Here is a 26836-nt window from a genome sequence, read left to right as displayed (position 1 = left end):
GATCACCCTCACCCGGCGGTGGGTCCGGCAGCGGGCCCGCGTCCGGTGGGCAACAGCCGGTGGTGTGCGTTCGTGGCGGCTCCTGCGGCAGGGACCCGCCACCACCGCACACTGCTCCGGCTCACCGGGCTCCGCGCGCCGGTCCGTTCCTCCCGGCGGTGCTCCGGCCGCCGTCACCCGGCGAGGACGAAGCCCTCGTAGTCCTTGGCGGCCACCTCGTCGCACCGCTCGCGGTACAGGCCCACGCCGCCGATGTAGGGCATGAACACCCGCGGCTTGCCCTCGACGTTCGAGCCCATGTACCAGGAGTTGGCGGTCGGGAAGAGGGTCGCGTTGCCGACCTCCTCGTTGTGCTCGACCCACGCCTGCTCGGCCTCGGGGGTCGGCTCGATGGTGCGCAGGTCGTGCTCGCGCACGTACCCGATGGCGTCGGAGACCCACTCCACGTGCTGCTCGATCGACACCATCATGTTGGACAGCACCGAGGGGCTCTGCGGCCCGGTGATGACGAAGGCGTTGGGGAAGCCGGCCATCGCGATGCCCAGGTAGGTGCGCGGCCCGGCCGACCAGTGGTCGGTCAGCCGCTGCCCGCCGCGACCGCGGATGTCGATGGCGGTCAGCGCGCCGGTCTGGGCGTCGAACCCGGTGGCGAGCACCAGGGCGTCGAACTCGTACTCCCGCTCGGTGGTCCGCACCCCGTTCGGCGTGATCTCCACCAGCGGCGTCTTCCGCAGGTCCACCAGGTGGACGTTCTCGCGGTTGTAGGTCTCGTAGTAGTCGGTGTGCACGCAGATCCGCTTGGTGCCGATCGGGTAGTCCTTCGGGCACAGCGTCTCGGCCACCTCGGGGTCGTGCACGATCTCCCGGATGCGCTCGCGGACGAACTCCGCCGCGGTGTCGTTGGCCGCCGGGTCGGTGAGCATGTCGGTGTAGGCGGCCATCAGGTCCACGAGGGTGTTGTCCCGGTCGTGCCAGGCCTTCTCGTACCGGCGTCGGCGGGACTCGGCGTCGTCCTCGAGCGCCCCCTTCTCCGGCGGCGGGGTGGGGATGCCCAGCGGCGAGGTCCGCGCGTCCTGCCGGAACTCCGGGTAGTGCGCCTTCATCTGCTCCTGGTAGCCCGGCGGGAACGGGTGGTTGTGCGCCGGGACGGCGAAGTTCGGCGTCCGCTGGAAGACGGTGAGGTCGGCGGCCTGCTGCGCGATCAGCGGGATGCTCTGGATCGCCGAGGAGCCGGTGCCGATGACGCCGACCCGCTGGCCGGTGAGGTCCACGCCCTCCCGCGGCCACCGGGCGGTGTGGAACCACGGCCCCCGGAAGCTCTCCAGACCCGGGATCTCCGGCTTCTTGTAGATCGACAGGCAGCCCGAGGCGTGCACGACGAACTGCGCCGACAGCACGTCGCCGCGGTCGGTCCGGACGATCCAGCGCCCGGCGTCGTCGTCCCAGACCGTCGACTCCACCCGGGTCTCGAACCGGATGTCGCGGCGCAGGTCGTAGCGGTCGGCGACGTGGTTGGCGTAACGGAGGATCTCCGGCTGCGTCGGGTACTTCTCCGTCCACTGCCACTCCTGCTCGAGCTGCGGGTCGAAGGAGTAGGAGTACTCCATGCTGCGGACGTCGCAGCGGGCTCCGGGGTAGCGGTTCCAGTGCCAGGTGCCGCCCACGCCGTCGGCCATCTCGATGACCTGCACCGAGCACCCGAGCTGCCGCAGCCGGTGGAGCATGTACATGCCGGAGAACCCGGCGCCGATGACCACCACGTCGACCTGGCGGGGTGCGGCGTCGGGCGCGGGAGCCTGCTGCTGGGCGGGGGCGGTCTGGGTCATGGGACGGGTCCTCCTCGGCGCGGCCGGACGGGCCCGCGACCCGGCTGCCGGGTGTCGCGGGAGCGGTGGCCGGGGCGACGACGCCGTCACCCCGTGTGAGCTGGGTCACAAGCTAGGAGCGCCGATCCGGCCGGGTCAAGGCCGCGGCGGAGGGTGGCGGTGCGCGCCCACGGGGGACGACGGCGGTCGCGTGGTGAGCGATCTCACGGGTCGGACCGGAAGCACCCGGGGCAGGTGGACGTCGTCCTTGGGGTGAGCACGCCGACCGCACCCCGACCGAGCGCCCGTGCCTACACCGTGTGGCTGGTGGCGCTGGCCGCGTACGCGGTCGCCGTCTTCCACCGGGCCTCCCTGGGTGTCACCGGGGTGGAGGCGCAGGAGCGGTTCGCGGCGGGGGCCTCGGCGATCTCGCTGTTCGTCGTCCTCCAGCTGGTCGTCTACGCCGGCATGCAGGTGCCGGTGGGGGTGGCCCTGGACCGCTTCGGCTCGCGGAACCTGGTCCTCGCCGGGGCGCTGACCATGGCCGCCGGGCAGGCACTGCTCGCGCTGGCCGGCGACGTGCCCACCGCGGTCGCCGCGCGGGTCCTGGTCGGGGCCGGTGACGCGATGACCTTCGTCAGCGTGCTGCGGGTGATCGGCTTCTGGTTCCCCGGCCGGACGGTCCCGCTGATCACCCAGCTCACCGGCATGCTCGGCCAGTTCGGGCAGATCGCCGCCGCGTACCCGCTGGTCACGCTCCTGCACTCCACCTCGTGGGAGGCGACCTTCCTCGGCGCCGCGGGGATCGGCGTCCTCGTCGCGGTCCTCGTCGTCGTGGCGCTGCGCGACGCGCCTCCCGGCACGGTGCTCACCCCGCCCTCGGGGCTGGCCGAGGTGCGCCGCAGCCTGGCGCTCACCTGGCGCGAGCCGGGCACCCGCATCGGGCTCTACACCCACCTGGTCACCCAGTTCTCCGGCACCGTGTTCGCCCTGCTCTGGGGGTACCCGTTCCTCGTCGTCGGTGAGGGCCGCAGCCCCGAGACGGCGGCGGGCCTGCTGACCCTCCTGGTCGTCGTCGGGATCGCGGTGGGACCGCTGCTCGGCCGGCTCTGCGGCCGCTGGCCGCTGCGCCGCTCCTCCCTGGTCTTCTCCATCCTGCTGGCCACCGCGGCCACCTGGACCGTCGTGCTGCTGTGGCCGGGCCGGGCCCCGCTCCCGCTGCTGGTGGTGCTGGTCGTCGTCCTCGGGACCAACGGGCCCGGCTCGATGATCGGGTTCGACTTCGCCCGGACCTGGAACCCCGCCGAGCGGCAGGGCAGCGCGAGCGGGGTGGTGAACGTCGGGGGGTTCCTCGCCTCCCTGCTGACCATCCTGGCCGTCGGCGCCGTGCTCGACCTGCTCACCCCGGGTGCCTCCACCGCCTACTCCCTGGACGCCTTCCGCGCCGCCTTCGCCGTCCAGTACGTGTTCTGGGCGATCGGTTTCGTCGGGGTGCTGCGCCACCGGCGGCAGCTGCGCGAGCGGCTGGCCGGTGACGGTGTCGTGCTCGCGCCCCTGCACGTCGCCGTCGGGGCTCGGCTGCGCGGGGAGTCGGCCTACCGCTGACCCGGGACCACCGACCGTAGTCGTCTCGGTACAGGCCGACGGGACTACGCCGAGGGGTCCGCGCGTCCCGCGGCGGGACGTCGTCGCTGCGGCTGCGGACCGGGCGGTTCTGGCATCGTCCGGAGCCCCGAGCAGTCGTTCGAGCTGTCCGGACGTGGGGCCGGTCGAGCTGTGGCACGGTCGCACGCCGGGTCAGAGAGGGAGGCCCGGATGTTCCGACACCGCGAGGTCGTGGCTGCAGACGGCGCCCGGCAGACGGACGCCTCCAGTCCCGGCGCCGCGTCGGCCCGCCCGAACCTCACCGGCGACCTCGAGACCCTCTTCGCGCCCCGTCCGCTGTTCCGGACGGCGCTGCGCGGCTACGACCGGTTGCAGGTGGACAACTACGTCGCCTGGGTCGAGTCCGAGCTGGTGGCCACCCGCAGGGAGAACGAGGACCTGCTCGCCCGGTACGGGGCCTGCTCGGCGGAGCTGGAGCTCTCCCGCCGCCTGCTGGCCTGCTCGCCCGAGGGCAGGGAGATGGTGCGCACGTCCGAACGCGTCGGCGAGATCCTCCGCCTGGCCGCGGACGAGGCCGCCCAGCTGACCGAGGCTGGGCAGGCCGAGGCCGACCGGATCCGTGGCCAGGCGCGCGGCGAGGCCGACCTCCTGCTGCGGCGGGCGCACGAGGTCAAGGACGAGGCGGTGGCCGAGTCCGTGCGGATCCAGGAGGAGGCCCAGCGCGTCCGCGAGGACGCCGCCGCGGAGTGGGAACTCGCCGGTGCCGAGGCGGCCCGGATGCGGGCGGAGGCGGCGACCGAGACGGCCGAGGAACGGCACCGGGCCGCGGAGGAGGCGGCAGTCACCAGGCGGGAAGCCGAGGAGCAGGCGGCGGAGGAGCTGCGGCAGGCCCGGTCGACCGCCGACCGGTTGCTGGCCCAGGCCGCGGCCGAGCGCACGCGGCTCGCGGAGGAGGCGGCGGCCGAGCGGGCCCGGGAGGCCGCCGAGGCCGCAGCGCGGATCTCGGCCCAGGTGGAGCAGACCCTCGCCGACCTGGCGCAGACCTGCGCGGCCCGCGTCGACGCGGCCCAGGAGCGGTTCGACGACCTCGAGCGGCGGCGCGCCGAGGCGCGGGCCGCGCTGCGCCGGCTCGCCGGCCAGATCGGCGACGCGCTCGGGACGCTCTCGGGCGTGCTGGCCGCGGAGGAGCAGGCCGCCCGGGAGGACGAGGGCGTGCCGGAGGAGCGTGCGCAGGAGCGCTCCGTGGCGGAGGAGCAGCTCGCGTCCTGAGCCCGGTGGCGCCCCGCCGCCGAGCCGAGCACGATCCCCAGAGCGGGAGCTGCTCGGGAGGGGTGTCGTGGACGTCGTCGTCGGGCTCGACTCCGGGACGACGGCGACGAAGGCGGTCACCGCCGGCACCGACGGGCGGGTGCGCGACCTCGCCAGCGTCGGGTACCCGCTGCTGGTGCCCGCTCCCGGCCGGGCCGAGCTCGACGCCGGACGGTTGCAGACCGCGGCGGTGGAGGCGCTCGCGGCGGTGAGCGCCCGCGCGCGTGAGCGCGGCGACCGTGTCCTCGGTGTCTCGCTGAGCACGGCCATGCACGGGCTGGTGCCGATGGACGACCGGGGCGCGCCGCTGGGCCCCGTGCTCACCTGGGCCGATGCCCGCGCGGCCGAGTGGGCCACCGCGCTGGTCGCCGACGGGCGGGCCGCGGACCTGCACGCCCGCACCGGCACCCCCGTGCACGCGATGTCCCCGCTGGTGAAGCTGTCCTGGGAGCGCGCGCAGGACCCCGACCGGGTCGCCGGGACGCCGCGCTGGGGCGGGGTCAAGGAGCTCGTCGTGGCCGCTCTCGTCGGAGGGCGGCACGTGGTCGACCGGTCCAGCGCGTCGACGACCGGGTTGTACGACATCCGGGGCGGCCGCTGGGACGAGGAGGCGCTGGCGATCGCGGGGGTGCGGGCCGACCAGCTCGGCGAGGTGCTGCCCACGACGGCGGTGCTGACCGGCCTGCGCGCCGACGTGGCCGAGGCCACGGGGCTGCGCGCGGGGCTGCCGGTCGTGGTCGGCGCCTCCGACGGCGTGCTGGCCAACCTGGGCGTGGGCGCGGTCCGGCCGGAGGTGGCCGCGGTCTCCCTCGGCACCAGCGGTGCGATGCGGGTCGTCGTCCCGGCGCCCACGGTGGACCCCGGCCACCGGCTGTTCTGCTACGCGCTCACCGACGACCACTGGGTGGTCGGGGGAGCGGTGAACAACGGCGGTTCCGTGGTCCGGTGGGCGGCCCGGGCGCTGGCGGCCGGCTTCGACACGCCCGATCCGGAGGGCGAGGCCGCCGACGACCTCGACGCGCGCCTGCTCGCCGAGGCCGCCGAGGTGCCGGCGGGCAGCTCCGGGCTGCTGTGCCTGCCCTACCTGCTCGGGGAGCGCGCCCCGTGGTGGCGCTCGGGCCTGCGGGGCGCCTACATCGGGCTGCGCCGGGAGCACCGCCGGCCGCACCTGGTGCGGGCCGCGGTCGAGGGTGTCTGCCAGCAGTTGGCGCTGGTCCGCGACGCCTTCGCCGCCACCGACCTGCCGGTGCGCGAGGTGCGGGCCACCGGCGGCGCGGTCGCCTCGCCGCTGTGGGTGCGCACGCTCGCGGCCGCCCTCGACCTGCCGGTGCGGGTCGCGGACTCGCCGGAGGGGACCGGCCTGGGCGCCTGCCTGCTCGGCCTGCACGCGCTGGGCGCGCTGCCCGACCTCGACGCCGCCACCGCGCTGGTGGCCGTCAACGACCCGGTGCAGCCCGACCCCGGCGAGGTCGCGGTCTACCGCCGGCTGCGGCCGCTGGTCGACCGCTCCACCCAGGCGCTGACCGACGTCCTCACCACGCTCGACGCGCTCGACGACGGCCCCGGCGCGCCCGCCTGACCAGGCGGCGCGGGCCGCAGTGCCGGCGGGCGGGCGCGGGTTCTCGGCGCGGGCGCCGTCCTCGACCCGCCGGAAGCGGCCGTGGCGTGCCAGGGTGAGGGCATGAAGCGCGGGTCGCGTGCCGCCGTCGCCGGTCTCTCCGCCCTGGCCGCGGTCGCCGCCCGCGACCTGCTGCAGCGCGAGCACACCCTGCTGCGCAACTTCCCCGTCCTCGGGCACGCGCGGTACCTGCTCGAGTCGGTGGGCCCGGAGCTGCGCCAGTACCTCGTGGCCGGCAACAACGAGGAGCGGCCGTTCACCCGCGACCAGCGGCGGTGGGTCTACGCCTCGGCGAAGAAGGAGAACAACTACTTCGGCTTCGGCACCGACAACGACCTCGAGTACACCGCGGGCTACCCGGTCATCAACCACCGCACCTTCGGCCGCGCCGTCCCGCCGTCGCACCCCGCCTCGGCGCACGACGTGCAGGTGCCCTCGGCGAAGGTGCTCGGCGGCCCGCGTGGCCGGGCGCGGGCGTTCCGGCCGGCGTCGGTCGTCAACATCTCGGCGATGAGCTTCGGCTCGCTCTCCGGTGCGGCGGTGGAGGCGCTCAACCGCGGCGCGGCGCTGGCCGGCTGCCTGCAGAACACCGGCGAGGGCGGCGTCTCGGTGCACCACCGGCACGGCGGGGAGCTGGTGTACCAGATCGGCACCGCCTACTTCGGCTGCCGCGACGAGCACGGCCGCTTCGACCTCGCAAGGCTGAAGGACCTCGTGGCCGGCGCCCCGGTGCGCGCGCTGGAGATCAAGCTCAGCCAGGGCGCCAAGCCGGGCCTGGGCGGGGTGCTGCCCGGCGCCAAGGTGTCCGCCGAGATCGCCGCCGCGCGCGGCGTCCCCCAGGGCGTGGACTGCGTGAGCCCGTCCCGGCACGCGGAGTTCTCCGACACCGACGGCCTGCTCGACTGGGTGGAGCTGCTGGCGGCCGAGACCGGGCTGCCGGTGGGCATCAAGTCCGCGGTCGGCGACATGGCCTTCTGGGACGAGCTCACCGACCTCATGGACCGCACCGGCCGCGGTGTGGACTTCGTGACCGTCGACGGCGGTGAGGGCGGCACCGGCGCCGCGCCGCTGATCTTCACCGACTCGGTCTCGCTGCCCTTCCAGCTGGGGTTCGCCCGGGTCTACTCGACCTTCGCCCGCCGGGCGCTGCACGAGCGGGTCACCTTCATCGGCGCCGGGAAGCTGGGCCTGCCCGACAACGCGATCGTGGCGTTCGCCCTCGGCTGCGACATGGTGAACGTCGGCCGCGAGGCGATGCTGGCGATCGGCTGCATCCAGGCGCAGAAGTGCCACACCGACACCTGCCCCACCGGCGTCGCGACGCAGAACCCGTGGCTGTCCCACGGGCTGGACCCGTCGCTGAAGTCGGTGCGGGCGGCCAACTACGTCGAGACGCTGCGGCGGGACCTGTTCAAGGTGGCCGAGGCCTGCGGCGTCGAGCACCCGGGGCTGATCCCGGTCGACGCGGTGGAGATCCTCGACGGGCGGACCAGCTCCACGCCGCTGGGCGAGGTCTACGGCTACGAGCCCGGCTGGGGCCTGCCGTCGGCCGCCGACCGCGCGGAGATCGTGCGGTTGCTCACCGGGACCGTGCCGCAGGGTGGCTCCGCGCCCGAGTCCGCCCACGCCGTGGGCTGAGGGAGGACCCCCTCCTCACCCCTCGCAGGCACGCGGCGGTGCCCGGACGGGCCGACCGCACCGGCGGTCACGTCCCAGGGGCCAGCCGTAGCGACGCGCGAGGGGGACGGATCCGGCCGGGAGGGGGAGCCCGCGCGACCTCCGCGAGCGTCGCGCCACCACTAGCTTCGCCCGAACCTGAGCGGTCCCGACACCTCGGAGGACCCCGATGGCGGCCTACCTCTACCGGTGCACCACCTGCGGTCCGTGGGAGATCCGGCGCCCCGTCGGCACGGCGGAGAGCACCAGCCCGTGCCCCGCCTGCGGAACGGACGGCCGACGGCTCTACACACCACCCCTGCTGTCCCGCACCCCCGCACCCGCGGCCGCCGCGCGGTTGCGGGAGGAGGCCAGCCGCGACGAACCCGCGGTGACGACGGCGGTGCCCCCAGCCGTGCGCCGTCCGGCCCCGCGCGACCCGCGGTGGAGCTCGCTGCCCCGCCCCTGACCCGCCCGCGCGGTGCCCCCCTGCCCGGGACGCCGTCTTCCCCGCCGGCTCCGTCCGGAGCCCCACGAACGGCCCGCAGCCGCGGGCTGACGCTCACCATCAACGCAGATCGGAGAGTGGGGGACATGCCCGACGTGGTGTTCACCGTCGACCAGGCCAAGTCCATGCGCGACCAGGCCGTGCCCGGCCACAACCGCTGGCACCCGGACGTACCCGTCGCCACGATGGTGCGCCCCGGCCAGAGCATCCGGGTCGAGTGCCGGGAGTGGACCGACGGTCAGATCGGCAACAACGACTCCGCCAACGACGTCCGGGACGTCGACCTGACCCACGCGCACATGCTGAGCGGTCCCATCGGCGTCGAGGGTGCCGAGCCCGGTGACCTGCTCGTCGTCGACATCCTCGACCTCGGCCCGGTGCAGGCGCCGCAGGAGTACGGCGACGCCCCCGGCCAGGGCTGGGGCTACACCGGCATCTTCGCCAAGGTCAACGGCGGCGGCTTCCTGACCGACTACTTCCCGGACGCCTACAAGGCGATCTGGGACTTCCAGGGCCAGGTGGCGACCTCCCGGCACATACCGGGCGTGCGCTACACCGGCCTGACCCACCCCGGGTTGTTCGGCACCGCGCCGTCGGCCGAGCTGCTGGCCCGGTGGAACGAGCGGGAGCGGGCGCTGATCGCGACCGATCCCGACCGCGTCCCGGCCCTGGCGCTCCCGCCGCTGGAGGAGAACACCCTCGGCGGTCAGGCGACCGGTGACGTGCTGGACGGCATCGCCCGGGACGGCGCGCGCACGGTGCCGGCCCGCGAGAACGGCGGCAACCACGACATCAAGAACTTCTCCCGCGGCTCCCGGGTGTTCTACCCGGTCCACGTCGAGGGCGCGAAGCTCTCCGGCGGCGACCTGCACTTCAGTCAGGGCGACGGCGAGATCACGTTCTGCGGTGCCATCGAGATGGGCGGGTTCATCGACTTCCACATCGACCTGATCAAGGGCGGCATGGAGACCTACGGCGTGACCACCAACCCGGTGTTCATGCCCGGCAACGTCGAGCCCCGGTACTCGGAGTTCCTGACGTTCATCGGGGTCTCGGTCGACCACGAGAGCAACACGAACAAGTACCTGGACGCGACGCTGGCCTACAAGCGGGCGTGCCTGAACGCCGTCCGGTACCTGGAGAAGTTCGGCTACTCGGGGGAGCAGGCCTACCTGCTGCTGGGGTCGGCACCGATCGAGGGCCGCATCAGCGGGGTGGTCGACATCCCCAACGCCTGCGCGTCCCTCTACCTCCCGACGGCGATCTTCGACTTCGACATCAGGCCGTCGGCGTCCGGGCCGGTGCGCGCGGACCGGGGGCAGTGCGCCGTGACCTCGTGAGGGGGCGCGGGCTCCCCGCGCCCGCCGGCTGACCGGCTCCCCGACCGGGATCCCCGCCTCAGGCGGCCTCCCGGTCGGGGAGCCGCCGAACGGTCGGCCGGGCGGTCACGACGACCGGCCCACCGCAGTTCCAGCAGGCCGGGTCGGCATCACCGTCCTCCGGTGCGTCCTGACCGCCCACCTCGCAGGGCGTGCACGTCCAGCTCACCTCGACCCGGTGCTCCACGGATCGCTCCTTCGTTCGCCTCTCCGTGGCCACCGGTTGTTCGAGGCCGGACCCGGCTGTACCCCCGCGTGCCGTCCCCGAACCGGGGGAGGGCCTCACCGACGGTGACCCGGGAGGAGTCGTGACCGACGGACCGCCGCCGATCGAGCGGCACCAGGCGACCGAGCGGTTCGGCAAGGCCGCGCTGCGGGCGGCGCACGAGCTGACCGAGGCGCTGGCCGAGGACGAGGACGACGTGCCCGAGCCGGTCGTCGTCCGCCGCACCGGCCCCCACCGCTCCCTCGACGGGCTCGCCGCCCTGCTCGACGAGGCCCTCGAGGACGACGAGGACGGGACCGGTCCCGACGACGTGGCGGGGGATCGCCCGGCCCGTTGACGCGGCAAGGGACCAGCGCCATCGTTGTCCGGCGATCGGTCGTGAGCAGCGCCGAGCCGGCCTCGGCCTCCCGACCGGCAGGAGATCGAGATGACCCCGGACCTGCACCCGACGACGCGGGTCGCCCTGGCCCCGGTCGCCGTCCCGGGGCGCGCCGGCGCCTCCCGCCCGCGCGCCCCGCTCTGCTGACTGCCGCGACCAGCGGCCGTTGCGCCGCATCCGGCCGGCGCCTCCGCGCCGCCGCCATCCGTCACGGGGGACATCCGCACCGTTGCGGGACCCGAGGAGATGAGTGCACATGGGAGCTGTCGGACTGCTGTACGTCGGAGCCGTCCTGATCGTCAACGGCCTGATGCTGCTGGGGAGGGTGGACCCGCGGGCGGCGGCTCCGCTGAACCTGTTCGTGGGCGCGCTGCAGGTGTTCACGCCCACCTACCTGATCCTCACCTCCGGCGGGGACACGGCCGCGATCCTCTCCGCGGGGGGCATCTACCTGTTCGGCTTCACGTACCTCTACGTCGGGATCAACCTGCTGGGCGACCTCGACGGCACCGGCCTGGGCTGGTTCTCGGCCTTCGTCGCCGTCTGCGCGGTGGTGTACGCCGGGCTGAACTTCTTCTACTTCGCGCCGCGGGACCCCGGCTTCGGCGTGATCTGGCTCTACTGGGCCGTGCTCTGGACGCTGTTCTGGCTGGTCCTCGGGCTCAAGCGGGAGGACCTCACCCGCTACACCGGTGCGATCGCCGTCGTCGCGGGCGTGCTGACCACGGCCCTGCCGGCGTTCCTGCTGCTCACCGACTCGTGGACCCCGTACAGCGACGTGTGGGCGATCATCCTCGCCGTCGTCCTGCTGGCCAGCCTGGTGCTGCCCTATGGCCGGCTGCGGGCCCGCCCCGAGCCGGCCGTCCCGCCGGCGGCTCCGGTCCCGCAGGGTGCTCCCGAGGCGCCGGAGGGCGTGCCGGTGGCGCGGCACTCCACCGAGCGCGGCGGCGGGGTGGGCACGGGCACGCCGGGCCCGTCCGGACGCACGGGCGGTCCGACCGCCTGACCCGGGGAGCCGTCGGGCCCCCTCCGCTGCTGCGGAGGGGGCCCGACGGTGCGGCGGCTCAGGTGCCCCGGAGGAGCTCCTCGAAGGAGGGCACGTCCTCGAACGGGTCGGCCGGGCGGCGAGCCGACGCCGGCCTGCCGGTGACCAGGTCGGCCAACTCGCCCGCGGCGCGGTCGATCCGCGCGGCCAGCGCCTGGTCCACGCCGCCGGCGCCGGCCCAGTCCTCCGAGGCGGCGAACACCCCGGTGGGGACGGCGATCGCCCGCAGGTGGGCGAACAGCGGCCGCATCGCGTGCTCGATCACCAGCGAGTGCCGGGCGGTGCCGGCCGTCGCACCGAGCAGCACCGGCGTCCCGGTGAGGGCGTCCTTGTCGACGACGTCGAAGAAGGTCTTGAACAGGCCGCTGTAGGAGGCCGAGAAGACCGGGGTCACCGCGATCACGCCGTCCGCTCCGACGACGGTGTCGATCGACGCCTGCAGCGCTCGGTTCGCGAACCCGGTGACCAGGTGGTCGGCCAGGTCGCGGGCGTGCTCGCGCAGCTCGACCACCTCCACGGCGGCGTCGTCGCCCCGCTCGCGCAGGGCGGCGACGGTGGCCGCGGTGAGCCGGTCGGCCAGCAGCCGGGTGGACGACGGCGTCGACAGCCCGGCGCTGACGACGGCGAGGGTGCGGGTGGTCATCGGACGGTCACCTCGTCGGAGACCGCCGCCACGGTGCGGCCGGTGACGTCGTCGCCGGCGGCGTGCACGGTGCCGTCCACGGCCCCACCCCGGGCGGCCACCAGCGACGCGTGGGTCGGCGCGTCGGGCACGTGAGCCGGCTTGACCGCTGCGAACTCGCGGCGCAGCACCGGCACGACCTCCTCGCCGAGGATGTCCAGCTGCTCCAGGACGGTCTTCAGCGGCAGACCGGCGTGGTCGACGAGGAACAGCTGCCGCTGGTAGTCGCCGACGTAGTCCCGGAAGCCGAGGGTGCGCTCGATGACCTGCTGCGGGCTGCCGACGGTCAGCGGCGTCTCGCGGGTGAACTCCTCGAGCGACGGGCCGTGGCCGTACACGGGCGCGTTGTCGAAGTACGGCCGGAACTCGTTCACGGCGTCCTGACTGTTCTTGCGCATGAACACCTGCCCGCCGAGGCCGACGATCGCCTGGTCGGCGGAGCCGTGGCCGTGGTGCTCGAAGCGCCGGCGGTAGAACTCCACCATCCGCTGCGTGTGCTCCTTGGGCCAGAAGATGTGGTTGGAGAAGAAGCCGTCGCCGTAGTAGGCGGCCTGCTCGGCGATCTGCGGGGAGCGGATCGAGCCGTGCCACACGAACGGCGGGACGCCGTCCAGCGGGCGCGGGGTGGAGGTGAAGCCCTGCAGCGGGGTGCGGAACTGGCCGGACCAGTCCACGACGTCGGAGTCCCAGAGCCGGCGCAGCAGCGCGTAGTTCTCCACCGCCAGCGGGATGCCGTTGCGGATGTCCTGCCCGAACCACGGGTAGACCGGCCCGGTGTTGCCGCGGCCCAACATCAGGTCGACCCGGCCGTCGGCCAGGTGCTGCAGCATCGCGTAGTCCTCGGCGATCTTCACCGGGTCGTTGGTGGTGATCAGGGTGGTCGCCGTCGACAGCTGCAGGGTGCTCGTCCGTGCCGCGATGGCGGCCAGCGTGGTGGTGGGGGAGGACGAGAAGAACGGCGGGTTGTGGTGCTCGCCGAGCGCGAACACGTCCAGCCCGACCTCCTCGGCCTTCTGCGCGATCGTGAGGATCGCCTTGATCCGCTCACCCTCGCTGGGCGTGCGCCCCGTCGTGGGGTCGGTCGTGATGTCGCTGACCGAGAAGATCCCGAACTGCATCTCGTGCTCCAGGTGGTTGAGAGCGCAACTACTGCTGCGTGCAACGGTCCCACGGCCGGGGTATTCCGCCGCGGCCGGCACTCCCGCGCGAGGTACCTCACGCAACGGATGTGACCCCTGGGATTGTCACGGCACGGTAACGGCCCCTACGGTGAGTGCGTCCGGTCGGTCGTGCGTCCCCATCCGGGGAGCCTGGCCGGACGCCGCCGAGTCGTGTCCGCCTCCCGTGGACGCGAGCCGGGGACCCACCGCAGTCCTGGGGTGAGTCCTGCCCGCCGAGCCCCGCTCGGAGGGCAGGTAGGGCACCTTCCCGCCCGAACCCGTCAGCTAACTCGGTAGGCGGCCACGGAAGGAACGGAGAGCATCCGCATGCCTCGCCCACGGGCCCTCGCGGCTCGCAGGGACTCCCGGCCGCGCGCACCTCGCGCCTCCTCCCCGGCCCGCCCGTCCCGCTGACCGCGAACCGCCGGCGCCGCGCGTCCCTCCCGACCGCCACCGGCACCTCCCGACGTCGACCGCCGCACCCCGGGCTGACCTCACTTCGCTGAGATCCGGCTCGTGCGCGCCCCCACGCCCCCGGAGCACACGAACCCCCATGACCTCCCGCACGTCGCAGTTCCCGCGTCCCGCCGACGCCGACGCCCTCACCGGCGAGCCGGCCACCGCCGAGCTCGCCGCCGCCGAGCCCGCCACCGCGGAGCTCCCCTCCGCCGCTCCCCGTCGCCGGCTGCGGCTGCCGGCCCGGGGTCGCCGGCCGGCGATCCTGCTGGCCACCGCGGCCGCGGGCGCCATCGTCGTCAACGTGCTGACCACCGGTCAGCCGGCCGCCGAGGCCGAGACCGCGACGGTCAGCGCCTCGATGAGCGTCGCCGAGCAGCTCGGCATCACCGCCGACCCCGCCACGGCGTCGGCGCCCGACCTCGCGCCGCTCGAGGGCCTCACCGCCTCCCGCAGCGAGCGCGAGGCGGCGCAGGCCAGCGCCGCCCAGGCGCAGGCCGCGGCCGACCAGGCCGAGCTGGAGCGCCAGGCCGCCGAGCGCGCGGCCGCCGAGCGTGCCGCCGCCGAGGCCGCTGCTGCCGAGCAGGCCGCCCGGGAGGCCGCCGAGCGCGCTGCCGCCGAGCAGCAGGCCGCGCAGGCGGCCCGGGCTGCCGCCGCCGCTGCTCCGGCCGCGGCCGCCGCCCCGGCGCGCAGCGGGTCCTTCAAGGACTACGCCATGAGCAAGGTCGGCAGCGCCGACCAGTTCAGCTGCCTGGAGAAGCTGTGGGGCAAGGAGAGCGGCTGGAACCCCAACGCGCAGAACCCCTCCAGCACCGCCTACGGCATCCCGCAGTTCCTCGACTCCACCTGGGCCGGCACCGGGATCGCCAAGACCTCGGACGGCTACCGCCAGATCGACGCCGGCCTGATCTACATCGAGGAGCGCTACGGCTCCCCGTGCGGGGCCTGGTCGCACTCGCAGTCCACCGGCTGGTACTGAGCCGACACCGCGCGCGTCCCGGACGCGCACTGCACGCCGAGAGCCGCACGCCTCCCCGGGGAGGGGTGCGGCTCTCCGCGTCGACGGGCTCGGGCACCCTGGTGCCGGGGCCCGTCGCGCGACGGGACCCGTTCGGACCGACACGCGGGACGGTGAGGACCACCGGCCGCCGAGACCGGGGAGGCGCAGGGTGGAGCGGCGCGCCGTCGAGCAGGGTCCCGACTCCGGAGCCGCGCGGCCGCCCGAGCGCCCCCGCCGCACCGGAGCGGCTCCGGTGGACCGGCCGATCTCGACCGGCAACCTGCTCGCCGACTGTGAGCGGTGGTGCCGCGACCACCTGCCCCGCCGGACGCCGCGCACGCCGCCGCCGGGCCGCCCGCGCACTCCCTGACCCGCCGGCGGGCGTGCCCGGAGCGACCGGTCGCCGGTCGGGTGACCGGAGCCCGGGGCACGGGTGGTGGACTGCCGGGCGTGAGAGTCGTCCCGTCCCGGTTCGTCCGCGCCCACACCCAGGTCCGGCGGCCGTCCTCCGTGCCGGAGGTCCGGCTGCACGTGGCCGACGACGTCGTCGCGCTCTGGGAGGCCATGGAGGCCGGCGGCGGCGCCGGTGAGGCGCCGCCGTTCTGGGCCGCGGCCTGGCCGGGCGGGCAGGCGCTGGCCCGGTTCGTGCTCGACCGGCCCGCCGTGGTCGCCCGCCGGGCGGTGCTCGACCTGGGCTCGGGCAGCGGCCTGGTCGCCATCGCCGCCCGGCTGGCCGGGGCCCGGTCGGTCCTGGCCAGCGACGTCGACGTGTTCAGCCGGACGGCGATCGGCGTCAACGCCGGCCTCAACGGGGTCCCGGGCATCAGCGTGACCGGCGACGTCCTGGGCCGGGACCTGCGCGGCGTCGAGGTCGTCCTGGCCGGGGACGTCTGCTACGACCGCGAGATGACCGAGCGGGTGCTGCCCTTCCTCGACCGCGCTCGCGCCCGCGGGGTGGAGGTGTACGTGGGCGATCCGGGACGGCCGTACCTGCCGCACGAGCGGCTGGCCGCGGAGGCCGTGTACGAGATCCCGGAGACCGAGGGTCCGGGCCTGCGGCGGACGACGGTCTGGCGGCTCCCCTGAGCGGGGGACGTCGTCCCCGGCCGGCGCCCGGGCCGCCCGGGCGTCGGTAGGGTCGCGGCGTGGCCGCCCCGCTCCCCGCTGCCGTCCCCGGCCGGGGGCGCCGGGCCCGCCGCCCCTCCGGCGACGACCGGGAGCGCGCGCTGCTGGCCACCGCCGAGCGGCTGCTGGGGGAGCGGCCGCTGGCCGAGATCTCCGTCGACGACCTCGCGCGCGGCGCGGGCATCTCGCGGCCGACCTTCTACTTCTACTTCGCCTCCAAGGAGGCCGTCGTCCTCGCGCTGCTCGACCGCGTGGTGGCCGAGGCGCGCGAGTTGCGGGCCGCCGCGCTGGCCGGTACCGCCGACGACGCGCGGGCTGGCTGGCGCGCGGCGCTGGTCGCCGTCCGCGACACCTTCCGCGCGCACCGGGCACTGACCGCGGCCGCGACCGAGCTGCTCGCCGGCAGTGCCGAGGTGCGCGAGCTGTGGTCGCAGGTGATGGAGGGCTTCGTCGCCGAGACCGCCGCCGCCATCGAGGCCGAGCGGGCGCGCGGCGCCGCCCCCGCGGGCCCGCCGGCGCGCGACCTGGCCGTGGCGCTGAACTGGATGAACGAGCGGGTGATCCAGGTGACGCTGGGCGGCCACCGTCCGGCCGTCGCCGAGGACGACCTCATCGACGTCCTGCTGACCGTCTGGCTCAGGACCATCTACGGCGCCGACGGCTGACCCGTATTCTCGACGCCGAGTCGGCACAGTCGACATTGTGTCGAGTACCGTGGTGGAGGTCACCACCGACCGCCAGGGAGCGCCCATGCCCGAGCTCGCGGAGCACACCGCCACCGAGCACGTCGACGTCCTGATCGTCGGCGCCGGCCTGTCGGGCATCGGGGCGGCCTGTCACCTCCAGCGCGAGCTGCCGGACCGCAGCTACGCCGTCCTCGAGGCGCGGGAGGCCATCGGCGGGACCTGGGACCTGTTCCGCTACCCCGGCGTCCGGTCGGACTCGGACATGTTCACCCTGGGCTACTCGTTCAAGCCGTGGACCGAGGCGCGGGCGATCGCCGACGGCGAGTCCATCCGCCGCTACGTCCAGGAGACCGCGCGCGAGCACGGGGTCGACCGGCACATCCGGTTCGGTCACCGGGTGGTCTCCGCCGAGTGGTCGACCGACGAGGCACGCTGGGCGGTCACCGCGCAGCGCACCGACACCGGCGAGACGGTGCGGCTGACCTGCTCGTGGCTGTCGGTCTGCTCCGGGTACTACCGCTACGACGAGGGCTACCGCCCGCGGTTCCCCGACGAGGAGCGCTTCCGCGGCCCGATCGTGCACCCCCAGCACTGGCCCGAGGACCTGGACTTCGCCGGCAAGCGGGTGGTCGTCATCGGCAGCGGCGCGACCGCGGTCACCCTCGTGCCCAGCATGGCCGAGACGGCCGCGCACGTGACCATGCTGCAGCGCACCCCCAGCTACGTGCTCTCCCTGCCCGGCCGGGACCCGCTGGCCGACACGCTGCGCCGCCGGCTGCCGGCACGCGCGGTCTACCCGGTGGTGCGGTGGAAGAACGTGCTGGTCTCCATGGCCTCCTACCAGCTCAGCCGGCGGCGCCCGGCCGCGATGCGGCGGTTCATCCAGCGGCTGGCCGGCAAGCAGCTCCCGGCCGGGTTCGACGTCGACACGCACTTCGGCCCGCCGTACGACCCGTGGGACCAGCGGCTGTGCCTGGTGCCCGACGGCGACCTGTTCCGCGCGCTCCGCGAGGGCCGGGCGTCGATCGTCACCGACCGGATCACCGGGTTCACCGGGACCGGGATCGCGCTGGAGTCCGGCGAGGAGCTCCCGGCCGACGTCGTCGTCACGGCCACCGGGCTGAACCTGCTGCCGATCGGCGGCATGACCCTCACCGTCGACGGCGAGCCGGTCGAGCTGTCGGAGCGGGTCAGCTACAAGGGGATGATGGTCTCCGGGGTGCCGAACTTCTCCATGACGATCGGCTACACCAACGCCTCCTGGACGCTGAAGGCCGACCTCGTCGCCCGCTACGTCTGCCGGCTGCTGCGGCACATGGCCGCCTCCGGGTACGCCACCTGCACCCCGGTCGCTCCCCCCGGCGGTGGCACCGAGCCGTTCATCGGGCTGACCGCCGGTTACGTGCAGCGCAGCCTGGCCGCCCTGCCCAAACAGGGCGCGCGGGCCCCGTGGCGGCTGTACCAGAACTACGTGCGCGACGTGCTGCTGATGCGGCGCGGCCCGCTGGAGGACGAGGGTGTGCGCTTCGCCCGCCAGCAGCCGGCCCGGGCCGCCGAGGAGGTCGCCGCGTGAGCCTCGCCCCGTACCGGTTCGCCGGCGGGACGGCGGTGGTCACCGGCGCCGCCGGCGGCATCGGCGCCGCGCTCGCCTCCGGCCTGGCCCGGCGCGGCAGCTCGCTGGTGCTGCTCGACCGGGACGCCGAGGGGCTGGAGACGGTCGCGCGGGGGATCCGGACGGCGCACCCCGCGCTCACCGTCACCACGTACGTCGTGGACCTCGCCGACCCTGCGGAGACCCGGCGGGGAGCCGCGACCCTCGCCGCGGCGCACCCGGAGGTCACCCTCCTGGTGAACAACGCCGGGATCGCCCTCGGCGGGCGGTTCGACCAGGTGACCCTCGAGGAGTTCGAGGAGGTCCAGGAGGTCAACCTGCGCGCCGTCGTCCGGCTGACCCACGCGCTGCTGCCCACGCTGAAGGCCCACCCGGGATCGCACCTGGTGAACGTCTCCAGCGTGTTCGGCCTGATGGCGCCGGCCGGTCAGGCGGCCTACGCCACCAGCAAGTTCGCCGTCCGCGGCTTCACCGAGGCGCTGCGCTCCGAGCTGGCCGAGGACGGCGTCGGGGTCACCTGCGTGCACCCCGGCGGCATCCGCACCCGCATCGCGGAGAACGCCCGCGTCGGCTCCGGCGTGCCAGCCGAGGAGGGGGAGCGCGGGAAGCGGGAGTTCGCCCGGCTGCTCACCATGGACCCGGCGAAGGCCGCAGGGGTCGTGCTGACCGCGGTGGAGCGGCGCCGGCCCCGGCAGCTGGTCGGCTGGAGCGCCATCGTCCCCGACCTGCTGGTCCGGCTCGCGCCCGGCTCCTCCGGCCGGCTGCTGGCCGGCCTCACCGCCCTGGCGGGACGCCGCCGCTGAGCGGGTAGGAGGGCGCCCGTGGCGGTGCACATCGGGACGTCGGGCTGGAGCTACGACCACTGGGACGGCGTCCTCTACCCGCCCGGGACCCCGCCGCGCGACCGGCTGGCCCACTACGTGCGCCGGTTCGGGACCGTCGAGCTCAACGCGAGCTTCTACCGCTGGCCCCGGACGGCGACCTTCGTGGGCTGGCGGCAGCGGCTCCCGCCGGGGTTCCAGCTGTCGGTCAAGGCGCCGCGCGGGCTCACCCACGCCAAGCGCCTCTACGCGCCGGAGACCTGGATCGGCCGGATGACCGCGTGCTGGCACGAGCTCGGCGACAAGCGCGCGGTCCTGCTGGTGCAGTTGGCCCCGACCCAGGAGCGCGACGACCAGCGGCTGGACTTCTTCCTGTCGCTGCTCCCGGACTGGATGCGGGTCGCCGTGGAGTTCCGCCACCCCAGCTGGCACGACGAGGGCGTCTTCGCGCTCCTCGAGCGGCACGGGGCGGCCTACTGCGTGATGAGCGGCGCGGGCCTGCCCTGCGAGCTGCGGGCGACCGGGCCGTTCGTCTACGTCCGGATGCACGGGCCCGACGCCCGGCACCTCTACGCCGGCTCCTACCCCGACGCCGACCTGCGCTGGTGGGCCGACCGGGTGGGGGAGTGGGCCGAGGCCGGGCGGGACGTCTACGTGTACTTCAACAACGACGGGTACGGCCACGCCGTCCGCAACGCCGAGACGCTGCGCGCGATGACCGGCTCCTGAGCGACCGGCTCACCCGTCGTCGCCCACCTCGTTCCACAGGTCCAGCAGCTCGTCGATCCGGGCCCGGCAGCGGTCGACGCGGGCCGTGGACTCCGGGGTGGGGAACCGCCGCTGCACGGAGCGGGCCTCGGCCAGGTCGATGCAGGCCTGGCGGAGGTCGACGACGACCGCCTCGTGCGGGCTCTCACTGACCACGACCATGGCTGCCTCCTGACGGTGCGGCGTGGAGCTCCCCCGGTCGGCGGATCCGTGTCCACCCCCAGCGTGGCCCTCTCGCGGCCTCGTGGCCAGTGCCCGGTGTCTCTGGCGCTCCGGGCGGTCGCTCGACGGTGGGTGCCGCTGACGGGGCGCCGACGCGGTCACGCGGTCGCGGCCAGGGCGCCACCCAGGTCGACGTCGACGGCGAGCACGCTGGGGAACCGGTGCAGCCGGGCTCCCAGGAGCTCGACCTGGTCCAGGTCGGCGATGAGGTCGAGGCTGACCCGCCAGCGCCCGGCGCCCGCTTCCTCGGCATCGAAGCGGGTGAGCCGGTGGTTGCGTCCGGTCACCATGGTGAGGACGCGTTGGACGCCGATCAGGTCGGTGACGGTGACGGTGACGTGCAGCTTCGCTGCGTCCCGGGTGTGGTCGGAGCGGGGGAGCATGTGGTCCTCCGGGCCGGTCGAGGCCCTGGTCGGCGGGGTGGTCGCCCTCGAGAGCCGTGCCACGGACCCGCCGGCTCGAGAGTCATCCGCCGACGGGCCCGCACCCGATGAGTCGTCCGGCCACGCCAGCAGGCTAGGTGTCGAGACGGCCGGGGGACAAGCCGGGGAGTCCGGTGCGGAGCCCAGGCGCTGGGAGGTGCTCGAGGGACGTCCGGGACCAGTCGTCCGCGAGCCACGCCAGCAGGCGGCCCCGTGACCAGCAGCGGCCGACGGCCTCCGCGTGCAGGGCCGACCCGGAGAACACCGCCAGCCCGATGGTGCTGTGGCCGGAGGCCCGGCGATCGCCGAGCGTCGGGATCGCCGGCGCGACCCCGACCCCCTCCGCCGACACCCACGCCACCGCTCGGCCGGCCGCCGCCTCGTCGAGGCGCTGGAGGAAGCGCAGGCGGCTCTCGAGCGGGAGGCGCGACAGCGTCCACGTCGTGGTGACGACCGGCAGGGCGTCCGCGGGCACCCGGGCGAGGGCGTCCGGCAGCACCTCGACGGCGTTCCCCCGCAGCAGCTCCGGAGGCTCCGCCGCCGCCAACGCGATCTCCGCGTCGAGCTCCGCGGCCCGCTCCGGCCGACCCGGCCACAGGCAGGCGCGCAGCCACCGGGCGTCGTCGGCGTCGGTCACGTCGAGGGGGTCGGTGTCGACGCCGATCCGGGCGACGACCGGGGGCACCGCCCGGAGCGGGACGGGCCGGTGGCCCACGATCGAGGCCGACTGCTGGACGGGAGAGGACGGGTCGCCCAGCGATCGTCCGTCCCCGTAGGAGATGCCGACGCGATCGACGGTCAGGTTGAGCCCGGCCGAGCAGCCGACGTCGACCAGCCCGACCGCATCCGCGCCCACCCGGCGCGCCGCCTCGGCGATGGCCGGGTACAGCACGGCGCCGTGTCCGGTCTCGTCGGTCCGCGGCCGCCCGCGCACCGCGATGGCCACGACCTCGTCGGTCATCCGCAGCAGCGTGTCGATCGCCGCGCCGGCGGCCGCGTCGCCGTCCCCAGCGGCGTAGGCCCCGGCGAGCGCCGGGGCGTGACCGGCGAGGGCGAGGTCGTGCAGCGCCGCGAGGACCACCGTGGGGTGCCGCTTGCGTGCCGGCACCGCCTCGATCGCCCGCAACGCCTCGTCGGAGCCACTCAGGGCGACGGCGACGCGCTGGTACAGCGGCGAGGTCCCGGCGGCGTCGACCTCACCGAAGCGCCGGTACACCCGGGCGAGCGTGCGGGCCCGCCCCGCGGCGCTCCCTGCGGTCGGCTCCGGCACCCCGACGACCCTAGCCACGGGAACGTGACCACGGGGTCGACCTCTCCCGACCCGGCACGCAGCTCCGGAGCGGCCTCCCCGGCGGCGTCCCCCGGGTCAGCCGCTCACGCCGGGGCCGGGCAGGCCGCGCCGGCGCAGCGCCCGGGTGGCGAGCACCCCGTAGCCGACGGCGTTGGGCAGCAGCGCCACCGTGTGGGTCCAGGCCTGCACCGCCGCGCTGCCGACCTCCAGACCCAGCGGCGAGAACAGGTAGTGGCCCAGGAAGCCACCGGTGTAGGGCTCGACCCCGGCCCGTGCCCACAGCGCCAGCTCCAGCTCGGTCAACGGGCACGGCGCACCGGCCAGGTTCACCGCGAGGACGGCGGCAGCCACCGGCGCGTGCACGAGCACCAGCCGCGGCCACCGCAGGGCCAGCAGCGCGCCGGTCAGCATCACGACGACGACGGCCGCGTGCAGGACGGCGACGGCGGAGGCGGCGGCGACCACGGCACCAGCGTGGCACGCGGGAGGGCGCGGGAGCAGCGCCCGCGGCGGGAGACTGGGGGAGCCGGCCACCGCGAGCCGGGACGACGCGAGGAGGACCGCATGAGCGAGCAGCCGGACGGCAACCGGGAACCGGGGTCGGGCAACCGGGTCGGCCGGTCGGTCGAGGAGTTCGTCAGCCAGCTGCGCGCGTTCACCGACCGCGCGCGGGGGCTGGCCGCCGGCGCCGTCCCGTTCTCCCTGCCGCGGCTGCCCTCCCCGCCCGGCGCCCTCTCGGCGGCCCAGCTGAAGGCGATCGACAAGGCGGTGCGGGGCCAGCGCCAGCAGATCCAGGCGATGACGGCCCAGCTGCAGGCCTTCGACGAGCAGCTCGCCGTCTTCGAGCGGATCCTCGAGCCGCTCGTGGAGTGGAGCGCGACGTGGGCTCGGCTCGAGGAGTCGGTGGCCGACCTCGTGCGCCGCCAGCCGCCCGAGGACCGGCCCGCCGGTGACGCCCCCGCCGGGAACGCCTAGGGCCGACCGCCCTCAGCGCGGGTCGCGGCGCAGCGGGTGGTCGGGGGGCACCTCGACGAGGACGATCCGGAGGCCGTCGGGATCGGCCACCTCCGCCTCGACCAGACCCCACGGCTCGGTGCGCGCCTCGCGCAGCACCGGGACGCCGGCCGCCCGCAGCCGCGCCACCTCCGCGGCGGCGTCGCGGACCTGCAGCCACAGCGCCAGCCCGCGCGGCGCCCCGTCGCCGCGGCCGGAGACCTCGAGCAGGCCGTTGCCCAGGAAGAACACCTGCCCGGGGTCGTCCCGCGGCCCGAACTCGCGGTAGACCGCCAGCCCCAGGACGTCGCGGTAGAAGGCCCGGGAGCGCGCGGGGTCGCTCGGCCGCAGCAGGATCCGGCTGCTCAGCACGTCCACCCCGGCATCATCGGGGTGGACAGCCCCCGACGACAGGAGGAACTCGTGACGCAGCGCTACGAGTACAAGGTGGTCGAGCTCCGGGAGGGGCTCATCGGCGGCAAGATGTCGGGTGACAAGCTGGAGAAGGTGCTCAACGAGCACGCCCGGCAGGGGTGGCAGCTCCGGGCCATCACGTCGGTCGAGGTGAAGGGCCGCATCGGCCCCGGGGGCGTCGAGGGCGTCCTCGTCACCTTGGAGCGCGCCACCAGCTGATCCCCGGGAGGACGTCGTGCCCCACCCCGCCGCCGACGGCCGGGCACGGCTGCGGGCCGACTGCGCCCGGTGTGCGGGGCTGTGCTGCGTGGCGCCCGCGTTCACCGCGTCGGCCGACTTCGCGCTCGACAAGCCCGCCGGCCGCGCCTGCCCGCACCTGCAGGGCGACTTCCGCTGCGAGATCCACGCCGACCTGCGCGAGCGGGGGTTCCCCGGCTGCACGGTGTTCGACTGCTTCGGCGCCGGCCAGCAGACCGTGCAGGTCACCTTCGGGGGTCGCGACTGGCGCGAGAGCCCCGAGGTCGCCGACGCGGTGTTCACCGCGTTCGGCGTGCAGCGCCAGCTGCACGAGCTGCTCTGGTACCTCACCGAGGCCCTCGCCCTGGCGGCCGCGGGGCCGCTGCACCGCGAGCTCGCCGCCGCGCACGAGCGCGCCGAGCGGCTCACCGCGGCGGGACCCGACGAACTGGCCGCCGTCGACACCGCTGCGCTGCGGCAGGAGGCCGGGGGGCTGCTGACGTCGGTGAGCGAGCTGGCCCGCTCCGGCGTCCGCCGCCGGGGAGCGCGGGACCGTCGCAACGCGGACCTGGTGGGCGCCGACCTGCGCCGTGCCGACCTCCGCGGCGTGAGCCTGCGGGGCGCGTACCTCATCGGCGCCGACCTCCGGGGCGCCGACCTGCGGACCGCCGACCTGCTGGGTGCCGACCTGCGCGCCGCGGACCTGCGCGGCGCCGACCTGACCGGCGCGCTGTTCCTCACCCGCCCGCAGGTCGCGGCGGCCGTCGGGGACGCCGCGACGGTGCTCCCCGCCGGCCTGGAGCACCCGGGGCACTGGTCGTGAGCGACGACGCCGTCGACTGGCTGACCCGGCACCGGGGCGGGGCGGCGCCGGCCGACGTCCTGGGCTTCGCCGACCGGCTGCCCGCGGTGGACCCGGAGACCCTGGTCGGCCGCTGGCGGGGTGCCGAGCTGCCCACCGGCTCACGGCTGGACGGGCTGCTCGCGGCGCACGGCTGGTGGGGCAAGGAGGTCGTCGACGCCGAGACCGTCCACCCGCTGCTGTTCGCCGGCCCGGACGGCGTCCCGCGGCCGGTCGACCCGGCCCTCGCCCCGCTGGCGCTGCTGCGCCGGGCGCCCGGGCCGGCCCGGAGCCGCGCCGCCCGGGTCGCGTTCGCCGCTGTCCGGCCGCTGCTGCGCACCGGCCGCCCGGCCGCCCGGGTGCGGGTGGTCACGCACCGCGGGGTGGCCACCGGCGCGCTGGTCTACGACCGGCTGCCGGTCATCGACGCCTTCCGCCGGGTCACGCCCGACCTGCTGCTGGGCCTCATGGACATGCGCGGCCTGCCCGAGCCCTACGCGTTCCTCCTCGAACGGGACGGCGGCTGACCGGCTCAGGCCCCCGATGGCGGCTCGTCGGCCTCCTCGAGGCGCCCGCGCCGGCGCAGGATGCCGGTGACCGACCCGAGCCGCGTGGTGGCCTGGCGCAGGGTGTGGATCAGGGGCAGCAGGTCCTCGGAGATCCGTCGCAGGGTGTCGGGGACGGTGTCGATGACCGGGTCGTCGAGCACCTTGCCCACCCGCTCCAGCCCGGGCCGCAGCGACCGGACCGGCTCCTCCAGCTCCTCGACGAGGGTCTCCAGCCGCTCGGCGGTGCGCTGGGCGGAGGCGATCGTCTCGGTGGCGACGGTGGTCGCGGCGATGAGGTCGCGAACGGCCGTGTTGAGGTCGGTCATCGTCCGCGGCAGCTGGGCCAGGGCCTCGGTCTGCGCCTGCAGCTGGGCGATGAGCTCGGACAGTCCGGGGATGCGCGGCATGCCCAGGCTGCGGAAGGGGTCCACGCCGCAACGGTCGGGGACGCGGGGCGCCGGCGCAAGCGCCGGTGCGGGCGGGGGCCCGGTCAGAGCCAGGTGGTGACGCGGACCGTCGTCCCCCGCGAGGAGCTGCGCACCTGCACCAGGTCGCACAGCTGGTGCACCAGGTAGACCCCGCGCCCGCCGAGCCGGGTGGGGTCGGGGAGCCGCCGGCCGACCAGCGGATCGGTCAGCCGCCCGGCGTCGGTGAACTCGACGACGGCGGCGCCGGGCTGGCGCCACATCGCCAGGGTCCCGCCGCCCTCGCCGTGCCGCACGCTGTCGGTGGCCAGTTCCGACGCGGCCAGGGCCAGCGCCTCCACGCGCTCGGCGGGCAGGTCGCAGGAGCGCGCGTACGTCGCGACGGTCCGGCGCACGTCGGGCAGGTCCGCCTCCCGGAACCCGCCGCGCAGCACGACCTCCCCCGGCGGGGGCAGCGGGGCCCAGACGCCGATGATCCGGCCGGGGTTGGCGCCGACCTGGGTCATGTCGAGGAGCTCCACCGCGGCCGAGTCCGAGCCGAGGGCGTCGCGCAGCAAGCCGAGTCGCGGCCGTGGCTCGACGACCACGACGTCCTCGTCGCGGTCCAGCCCCGCGCGCACGAACCCGAGCACGCCGTCGAGGAAGCCTTCGTCGCCGCGGTAGGTGACCGTCTCGTGCAGGAAGCCCGAGGCCGCCCTCACGCGGTGGCACTCCCCGGCGTGACCGGCGCCAGCGCGTCGTACCCGAGCAGCCGCCACACCCGGGCGAACACAGGTGTGGTCTCGACCAGGACGACGCGCCGTCCGCGGCGCAGGCGGTCCTGGGCCCAGGAGGCGATCGCCCGGCAGCCGGCCGCGTCGGCGAACCGCAGCCCCGCGAGGTCGAGGGTGGCCAGCTCGAGGGCGTCGGCGGGGGAGGCGGCGAGGACCCGGGCGAGGCGGTCGGCGCTGAAGGCGTCGACGCTGCCGGCCACGACCACCCGGCCCTCGTCGCAGAAGACCCGGAACGGCGCCACGTCGTCGGGCGCTCCGCCGCCGGGGACGCGCACCTGCGGGTGCACGCTCGCCACGGCGGCGAGCGCCTCGGCGTCCAGTCCGTCGCGGCGGTAGGCGCACAGGGCCGACATCCCGCTGCCCGCGGCCATGAAGTCGTCGGCCAGGTGCTCCCACCGGGCGAGCTCGTCCCGTGTGGCGGGATCGGCGGCCAGCGCGGTCAGCTCGGCGACGACCCGCAGGCCGGAGCAGCCGTCCTCGATCGCCTGCCGGGTGGCCTCCTCGTAGAAGGCCAGCTGCCGCTCGGGCACGAAGCGGCCGACGCGGCTGTAGGCGTCGGCGAGGGACAGCAGGACCAGCCGGCCGTCGGCCTCGAGGTCCGCCAGCGGGCCGAGCGGGCCGGGATCGCTGCGGAGCCGGGCGATGCCGTCCTCCGGACCGACGTAGAGCAGGCGCTCGCCACGGGCCAGCCCGCCGGCCAGGAAGCGGCTGGCCGCCTCGGCGAGGGACTCGGCGTCGTCGTGGACCCAGCAGACGTGGTCGGCCGGGCCGGTGACGACCGGCTCGAGGACCGTCCCCGAGGAGCGCACGGACCCACGGTAGGCGCTCGGC

Annotated in this window: 30 protein-coding genes and 1 riboswitch; of the genes, 18 read left to right on the top strand and 12 right to left on the bottom strand. The window is 75.4% G+C overall.

What is annotated here, in order from left to right:
- Positions 1 to 173: 173 nt before the first annotated feature.
- Positions 174 to 1826, bottom strand: coding sequence for a flavin-containing monooxygenase (locus ACI79I_RS20645; RefSeq protein ID WP_456994189.1), 1653 nt, complete (start codon positions 1824 to 1826; stop codon positions 174 to 176).
- Positions 1827 to 2078: 252 nt separating this feature from the next.
- Between ACI79I_RS20645 and ACI79I_RS20640 the strand changes: the two genes are divergently transcribed.
- The 6 genes from ACI79I_RS20640 (at position 2079) to fmdA (ending at position 9840) form a co-directional block, all read left to right on the top strand.
- The gene (locus tag ACI79I_RS20640; RefSeq protein WP_456994188.1) at positions 2079 to 3410 is read left to right on the top strand and encodes an MFS transporter; all 1332 of its coding nucleotides are present in this window, start codon (positions 2079 to 2081) and stop codon (positions 3408 to 3410) included.
- A gap of 210 nt (positions 3411 to 3620) precedes the next feature.
- A complete protein-coding gene (locus ACI79I_RS20635) occupies positions 3621 to 4679 on the top strand; it encodes a DivIVA domain-containing protein (protein ID WP_456994187.1) in 1059 nt (352 codons plus the stop codon).
- Positions 4680 to 4746: 67 nt separating this feature from the next.
- Positions 4747 to 6297 (top strand): gluconokinase, encoded by a 1551-nt coding sequence (locus ACI79I_RS20630; protein WP_456994186.1) that lies wholly within the window; start codon positions 4747 to 4749, stop codon positions 6295 to 6297.
- A 102-nt stretch (positions 6298 to 6399) separates the two neighbouring features.
- Positions 6400 to 7974 carry an FMN-binding glutamate synthase family protein gene (locus ACI79I_RS20625; protein WP_456994185.1) on the top strand — a complete coding sequence of 525 codons (1575 nt, stop codon included), beginning with the start codon at positions 6400 to 6402 and terminating at the stop codon, positions 7972 to 7974.
- A 208-nt stretch (positions 7975 to 8182) separates the two neighbouring features.
- Complete coding sequence (locus tag ACI79I_RS20620) at positions 8183 to 8461, top strand: FmdB family zinc ribbon protein (protein ID WP_456994184.1); 279 nt, start codon at positions 8183 to 8185, stop codon at positions 8459 to 8461.
- 125 nt (positions 8462 to 8586) lie between these two features.
- On the top strand, positions 8587 to 9840 hold the full coding sequence (gene fmdA / locus ACI79I_RS20615) for a formamidase (protein WP_456994183.1): 1254 nt from the start codon (positions 8587 to 8589) through the stop codon (positions 9838 to 9840).
- Between the two features lie 58 nt (positions 9841 to 9898).
- On the opposite strand, the gene ACI79I_RS20610 is transcribed toward fmdA, so the two are convergent.
- Positions 9899 to 10066, bottom strand: coding sequence for a hypothetical protein (locus ACI79I_RS20610; RefSeq protein ID WP_456994182.1), 168 nt, complete (start codon positions 10064 to 10066; stop codon positions 9899 to 9901).
- 121 nt (positions 10067 to 10187) lie between these two features.
- On the opposite strand from ACI79I_RS20610, the gene ACI79I_RS20605 reads away from it, so the two are divergent.
- Together ACI79I_RS20605 and ACI79I_RS20600 are read left to right on the top strand one after the other, a co-directional pair.
- Positions 10188 to 10442 carry a hypothetical protein gene (locus ACI79I_RS20605; protein WP_456994181.1) on the top strand — a complete coding sequence of 85 codons (255 nt, stop codon included), beginning with the start codon at positions 10188 to 10190 and terminating at the stop codon, positions 10440 to 10442.
- Between the two features lie 298 nt (positions 10443 to 10740).
- Positions 10741 to 11490, top strand: a complete 750-nt coding sequence (locus tag ACI79I_RS20600; protein ID WP_456994180.1) for an AmiS/UreI family transporter — start codon at positions 10741 to 10743, stop codon at positions 11488 to 11490.
- 58 nt (positions 11491 to 11548) lie between these two features.
- Here the strand turns inward: ACI79I_RS20600 and ACI79I_RS20595 are convergent, their stop codons facing one another.
- Both ACI79I_RS20595 and ACI79I_RS20590 read right to left on the bottom strand, forming a co-directional pair.
- Positions 11549 to 12172 carry an FMN reductase gene (locus ACI79I_RS20595; protein WP_456994179.1) on the bottom strand — a complete coding sequence of 208 codons (624 nt, stop codon included), beginning with the start codon at positions 12170 to 12172 and terminating at the stop codon, positions 11549 to 11551.
- Positions 12169 to 13329: an LLM class flavin-dependent oxidoreductase gene (locus tag ACI79I_RS20590; RefSeq protein WP_456994178.1), complete on the bottom strand. Its 1161-nt coding sequence runs from the start codon at positions 13327 to 13329 to the stop codon at positions 12169 to 12171. The genes ACI79I_RS20595 and ACI79I_RS20590 overlap by 4 nt, the downstream gene beginning before the upstream one ends.
- Before the next feature lie 208 nt (positions 13330 to 13537).
- Positions 13538 to 13686: riboswitch (cyclic di-AMP (ydaO/yuaA leader) on the top strand.
- Positions 13687 to 13924: 238 nt separating this feature from the next.
- Between ACI79I_RS20590 and ACI79I_RS20585 the strand changes: the two genes are divergently transcribed.
- The 6 genes from ACI79I_RS20585 (at position 13925) to ACI79I_RS20560 (ending at position 19800) form a co-directional block, all read left to right on the top strand.
- On the top strand, positions 13925 to 14806 hold the full coding sequence (locus ACI79I_RS20585; protein WP_456994177.1) for an aggregation-promoting factor C-terminal-like domain-containing protein: 882 nt from the start codon (positions 13925 to 13927) through the stop codon (positions 14804 to 14806).
- A gap of 471 nt (positions 14807 to 15277) precedes the next feature.
- Positions 15278 to 15913 carry a class I SAM-dependent methyltransferase gene (locus tag ACI79I_RS20580; protein ID WP_456994176.1) on the top strand — a complete coding sequence of 212 codons (636 nt, stop codon included), beginning with the start codon at positions 15278 to 15280 and terminating at the stop codon, positions 15911 to 15913.
- 59 nt (positions 15914 to 15972) lie between these two features.
- The gene (locus ACI79I_RS20575) at positions 15973 to 16617 is read left to right on the top strand and encodes a TetR/AcrR family transcriptional regulator (RefSeq protein WP_456994175.1); all 645 of its coding nucleotides are present in this window, start codon (positions 15973 to 15975) and stop codon (positions 16615 to 16617) included.
- 37 nt (positions 16618 to 16654) lie between these two features.
- Positions 16655 to 18211, top strand: coding sequence for a flavin-containing monooxygenase (locus ACI79I_RS20570; protein ID WP_456994174.1), 1557 nt, complete (start codon positions 16655 to 16657; stop codon positions 18209 to 18211).
- Positions 18208 to 19053, top strand: a complete 846-nt coding sequence (locus tag ACI79I_RS20565) for an SDR family NAD(P)-dependent oxidoreductase (protein WP_456994173.1) — start codon at positions 18208 to 18210, stop codon at positions 19051 to 19053. The genes ACI79I_RS20570 and ACI79I_RS20565 overlap by 4 nt, the downstream gene beginning before the upstream one ends.
- A gap of 18 nt (positions 19054 to 19071) precedes the next feature.
- Entirely contained in the window at positions 19072 to 19800 is a 729-nt protein-coding gene (locus ACI79I_RS20560; RefSeq protein ID WP_456994172.1) for a DUF72 domain-containing protein, read from the top strand.
- Positions 19801 to 19809: 9 nt separating this feature from the next.
- On the opposite strand, the gene ACI79I_RS20555 is transcribed toward ACI79I_RS20560, so the two are convergent.
- The 4 genes from ACI79I_RS20555 to ACI79I_RS20540 form a co-directional block, all read right to left on the bottom strand.
- Positions 19810 to 20001 (bottom strand): hypothetical protein, encoded by a 192-nt coding sequence (locus tag ACI79I_RS20555; protein ID WP_456994171.1) that lies wholly within the window; start codon positions 19999 to 20001, stop codon positions 19810 to 19812.
- Positions 20002 to 20159: 158 nt separating this feature from the next.
- A complete protein-coding gene (locus ACI79I_RS20550; protein WP_456994170.1) occupies positions 20160 to 20444 on the bottom strand; it encodes a hypothetical protein in 285 nt (94 codons plus the stop codon).
- 133 nt (positions 20445 to 20577) lie between these two features.
- The gene (locus ACI79I_RS20545; protein ID WP_456994169.1) at positions 20578 to 21753 is read right to left on the bottom strand and encodes a DUF2332 domain-containing protein; all 1176 of its coding nucleotides are present in this window, start codon (positions 21751 to 21753) and stop codon (positions 20578 to 20580) included.
- A gap of 96 nt (positions 21754 to 21849) precedes the next feature.
- Positions 21850 to 22239 carry a DUF2784 family protein gene (locus ACI79I_RS20540; RefSeq protein ID WP_456994168.1) on the bottom strand — a complete coding sequence of 130 codons (390 nt, stop codon included), beginning with the start codon at positions 22237 to 22239 and terminating at the stop codon, positions 21850 to 21852.
- A gap of 99 nt (positions 22240 to 22338) precedes the next feature.
- Here ACI79I_RS20540 and ACI79I_RS20535 point away from each other — a divergent pair, with 99 nt between their 5' ends.
- Positions 22339 to 22749 carry a hypothetical protein gene (locus ACI79I_RS20535; RefSeq protein WP_456994167.1) on the top strand — a complete coding sequence of 137 codons (411 nt, stop codon included), beginning with the start codon at positions 22339 to 22341 and terminating at the stop codon, positions 22747 to 22749.
- Positions 22750 to 22761: 12 nt separating this feature from the next.
- Here the strand turns inward: ACI79I_RS20535 and ACI79I_RS20530 are convergent, their stop codons facing one another.
- Positions 22762 to 23145, bottom strand: coding sequence for a VOC family protein (locus tag ACI79I_RS20530; RefSeq protein WP_456994166.1), 384 nt, complete (start codon positions 23143 to 23145; stop codon positions 22762 to 22764).
- 45 nt (positions 23146 to 23190) lie between these two features.
- Here ACI79I_RS20530 and ACI79I_RS20525 point away from each other — a divergent pair, with 45 nt between their 5' ends.
- From ACI79I_RS20525 to ACI79I_RS20515, 3 genes are read left to right on the top strand one after another with little or no spacing between them, the layout of a single operon-like run.
- The gene (locus ACI79I_RS20525) at positions 23191 to 23400 is read left to right on the top strand and encodes a DUF4177 domain-containing protein (RefSeq protein ID WP_456946646.1); all 210 of its coding nucleotides are present in this window, start codon (positions 23191 to 23193) and stop codon (positions 23398 to 23400) included.
- A 16-nt stretch (positions 23401 to 23416) separates the two neighbouring features.
- Positions 23417 to 24241, top strand: a complete 825-nt coding sequence (locus tag ACI79I_RS20520) for a pentapeptide repeat-containing protein (RefSeq protein ID WP_456994165.1) — start codon at positions 23417 to 23419, stop codon at positions 24239 to 24241.
- The gene (locus tag ACI79I_RS20515) at positions 24238 to 24786 is read left to right on the top strand and encodes a GXWXG domain-containing protein (protein ID WP_456994164.1); all 549 of its coding nucleotides are present in this window, start codon (positions 24238 to 24240) and stop codon (positions 24784 to 24786) included. The genes ACI79I_RS20520 and ACI79I_RS20515 overlap by 4 nt, the downstream gene beginning before the upstream one ends.
- A 5-nt stretch (positions 24787 to 24791) precedes the next feature.
- On the opposite strand, the gene ACI79I_RS20510 is transcribed toward ACI79I_RS20515, so the two are convergent.
- The 3 genes from ACI79I_RS20510 to ACI79I_RS20500 are packed head-to-tail and all read right to left on the bottom strand — an operon-like array spanning position 24792 to position 26814.
- Entirely contained in the window at positions 24792 to 25238 is a 447-nt protein-coding gene (locus ACI79I_RS20510; RefSeq protein ID WP_456994163.1) for a hypothetical protein, read from the bottom strand.
- 59 nt (positions 25239 to 25297) lie between these two features.
- Complete coding sequence (locus ACI79I_RS20505) at positions 25298 to 25933, bottom strand: ATP-binding protein (protein WP_456994162.1); 636 nt, start codon at positions 25931 to 25933, stop codon at positions 25298 to 25300.
- A complete protein-coding gene (locus tag ACI79I_RS20500) occupies positions 25930 to 26814 on the bottom strand; it encodes an MEDS domain-containing protein (RefSeq protein ID WP_456994160.1) in 885 nt (294 codons plus the stop codon). The genes ACI79I_RS20505 and ACI79I_RS20500 overlap by 4 nt, the downstream gene beginning before the upstream one ends.
- Positions 26815 to 26836 lie beyond the last annotated feature (22 nt).

It is taken from the genome of Geodermatophilus sp. SYSU D01105 (genome assembly GCF_054050095.1).
The sequence above is the reverse complement of the archived record's forward strand: the minus strand, read 5'-3'. Positions and strand labels throughout refer to the sequence as shown.

Excerpts from the sequence above, each read along its gene's own strand:
- ACI79I_RS20645 (WP_456994189.1), bottom strand. The coding sequence starts at position 1,826 with ATGACCCAGACCGCCCCCGCCCAGCAGCAGGCTCCCGCGCCCGACGCC.
- ACI79I_RS20635 (WP_456994187.1), top strand. The coding sequence starts at position 3,621 with ATGTTCCGACACCGCGAGGTCGTGGCTGCAGACGGCGCCCGGCAGACG.
- ACI79I_RS20625 (WP_456994185.1), top strand. The coding sequence starts at position 6,400 with ATGAAGCGCGGGTCGCGTGCCGCCGTCGCCGGTCTCTCCGCCCTGGCC.
- ACI79I_RS20620 (WP_456994184.1), top strand. The coding sequence starts at position 8,183 with ATGGCGGCCTACCTCTACCGGTGCACCACCTGCGGTCCGTGGGAGATC.
- fmdA (WP_456994183.1), top strand. The coding sequence starts at position 8,587 with ATGCCCGACGTGGTGTTCACCGTCGACCAGGCCAAGTCCATGCGCGAC.
- ACI79I_RS20600 (WP_456994180.1), top strand. The coding sequence starts at position 10,741 with ATGGGAGCTGTCGGACTGCTGTACGTCGGAGCCGTCCTGATCGTCAAC.
- ACI79I_RS20595 (WP_456994179.1), bottom strand. The coding sequence starts at position 12,172 with ATGACCACCCGCACCCTCGCCGTCGTCAGCGCCGGGCTGTCGACGCCG.
- ACI79I_RS20590 (WP_456994178.1), bottom strand. The coding sequence starts at position 13,329 with ATGCAGTTCGGGATCTTCTCGGTCAGCGACATCACGACCGACCCCACG.
- ACI79I_RS20585 (WP_456994177.1), top strand. The coding sequence starts at position 13,925 with ATGACCTCCCGCACGTCGCAGTTCCCGCGTCCCGCCGACGCCGACGCC.
- ACI79I_RS20555 (WP_456994171.1), bottom strand. The coding sequence starts at position 20,001 with ATGGTCGTGGTCAGTGAGAGCCCGCACGAGGCGGTCGTCGTCGACCTC.
- ACI79I_RS20550 (WP_456994170.1), bottom strand. The coding sequence starts at position 20,444 with ATGCTCCCCCGCTCCGACCACACCCGGGACGCAGCGAAGCTGCACGTC.
- ACI79I_RS20535 (WP_456994167.1), top strand. The coding sequence starts at position 22,339 with ATGAGCGAGCAGCCGGACGGCAACCGGGAACCGGGGTCGGGCAACCGG.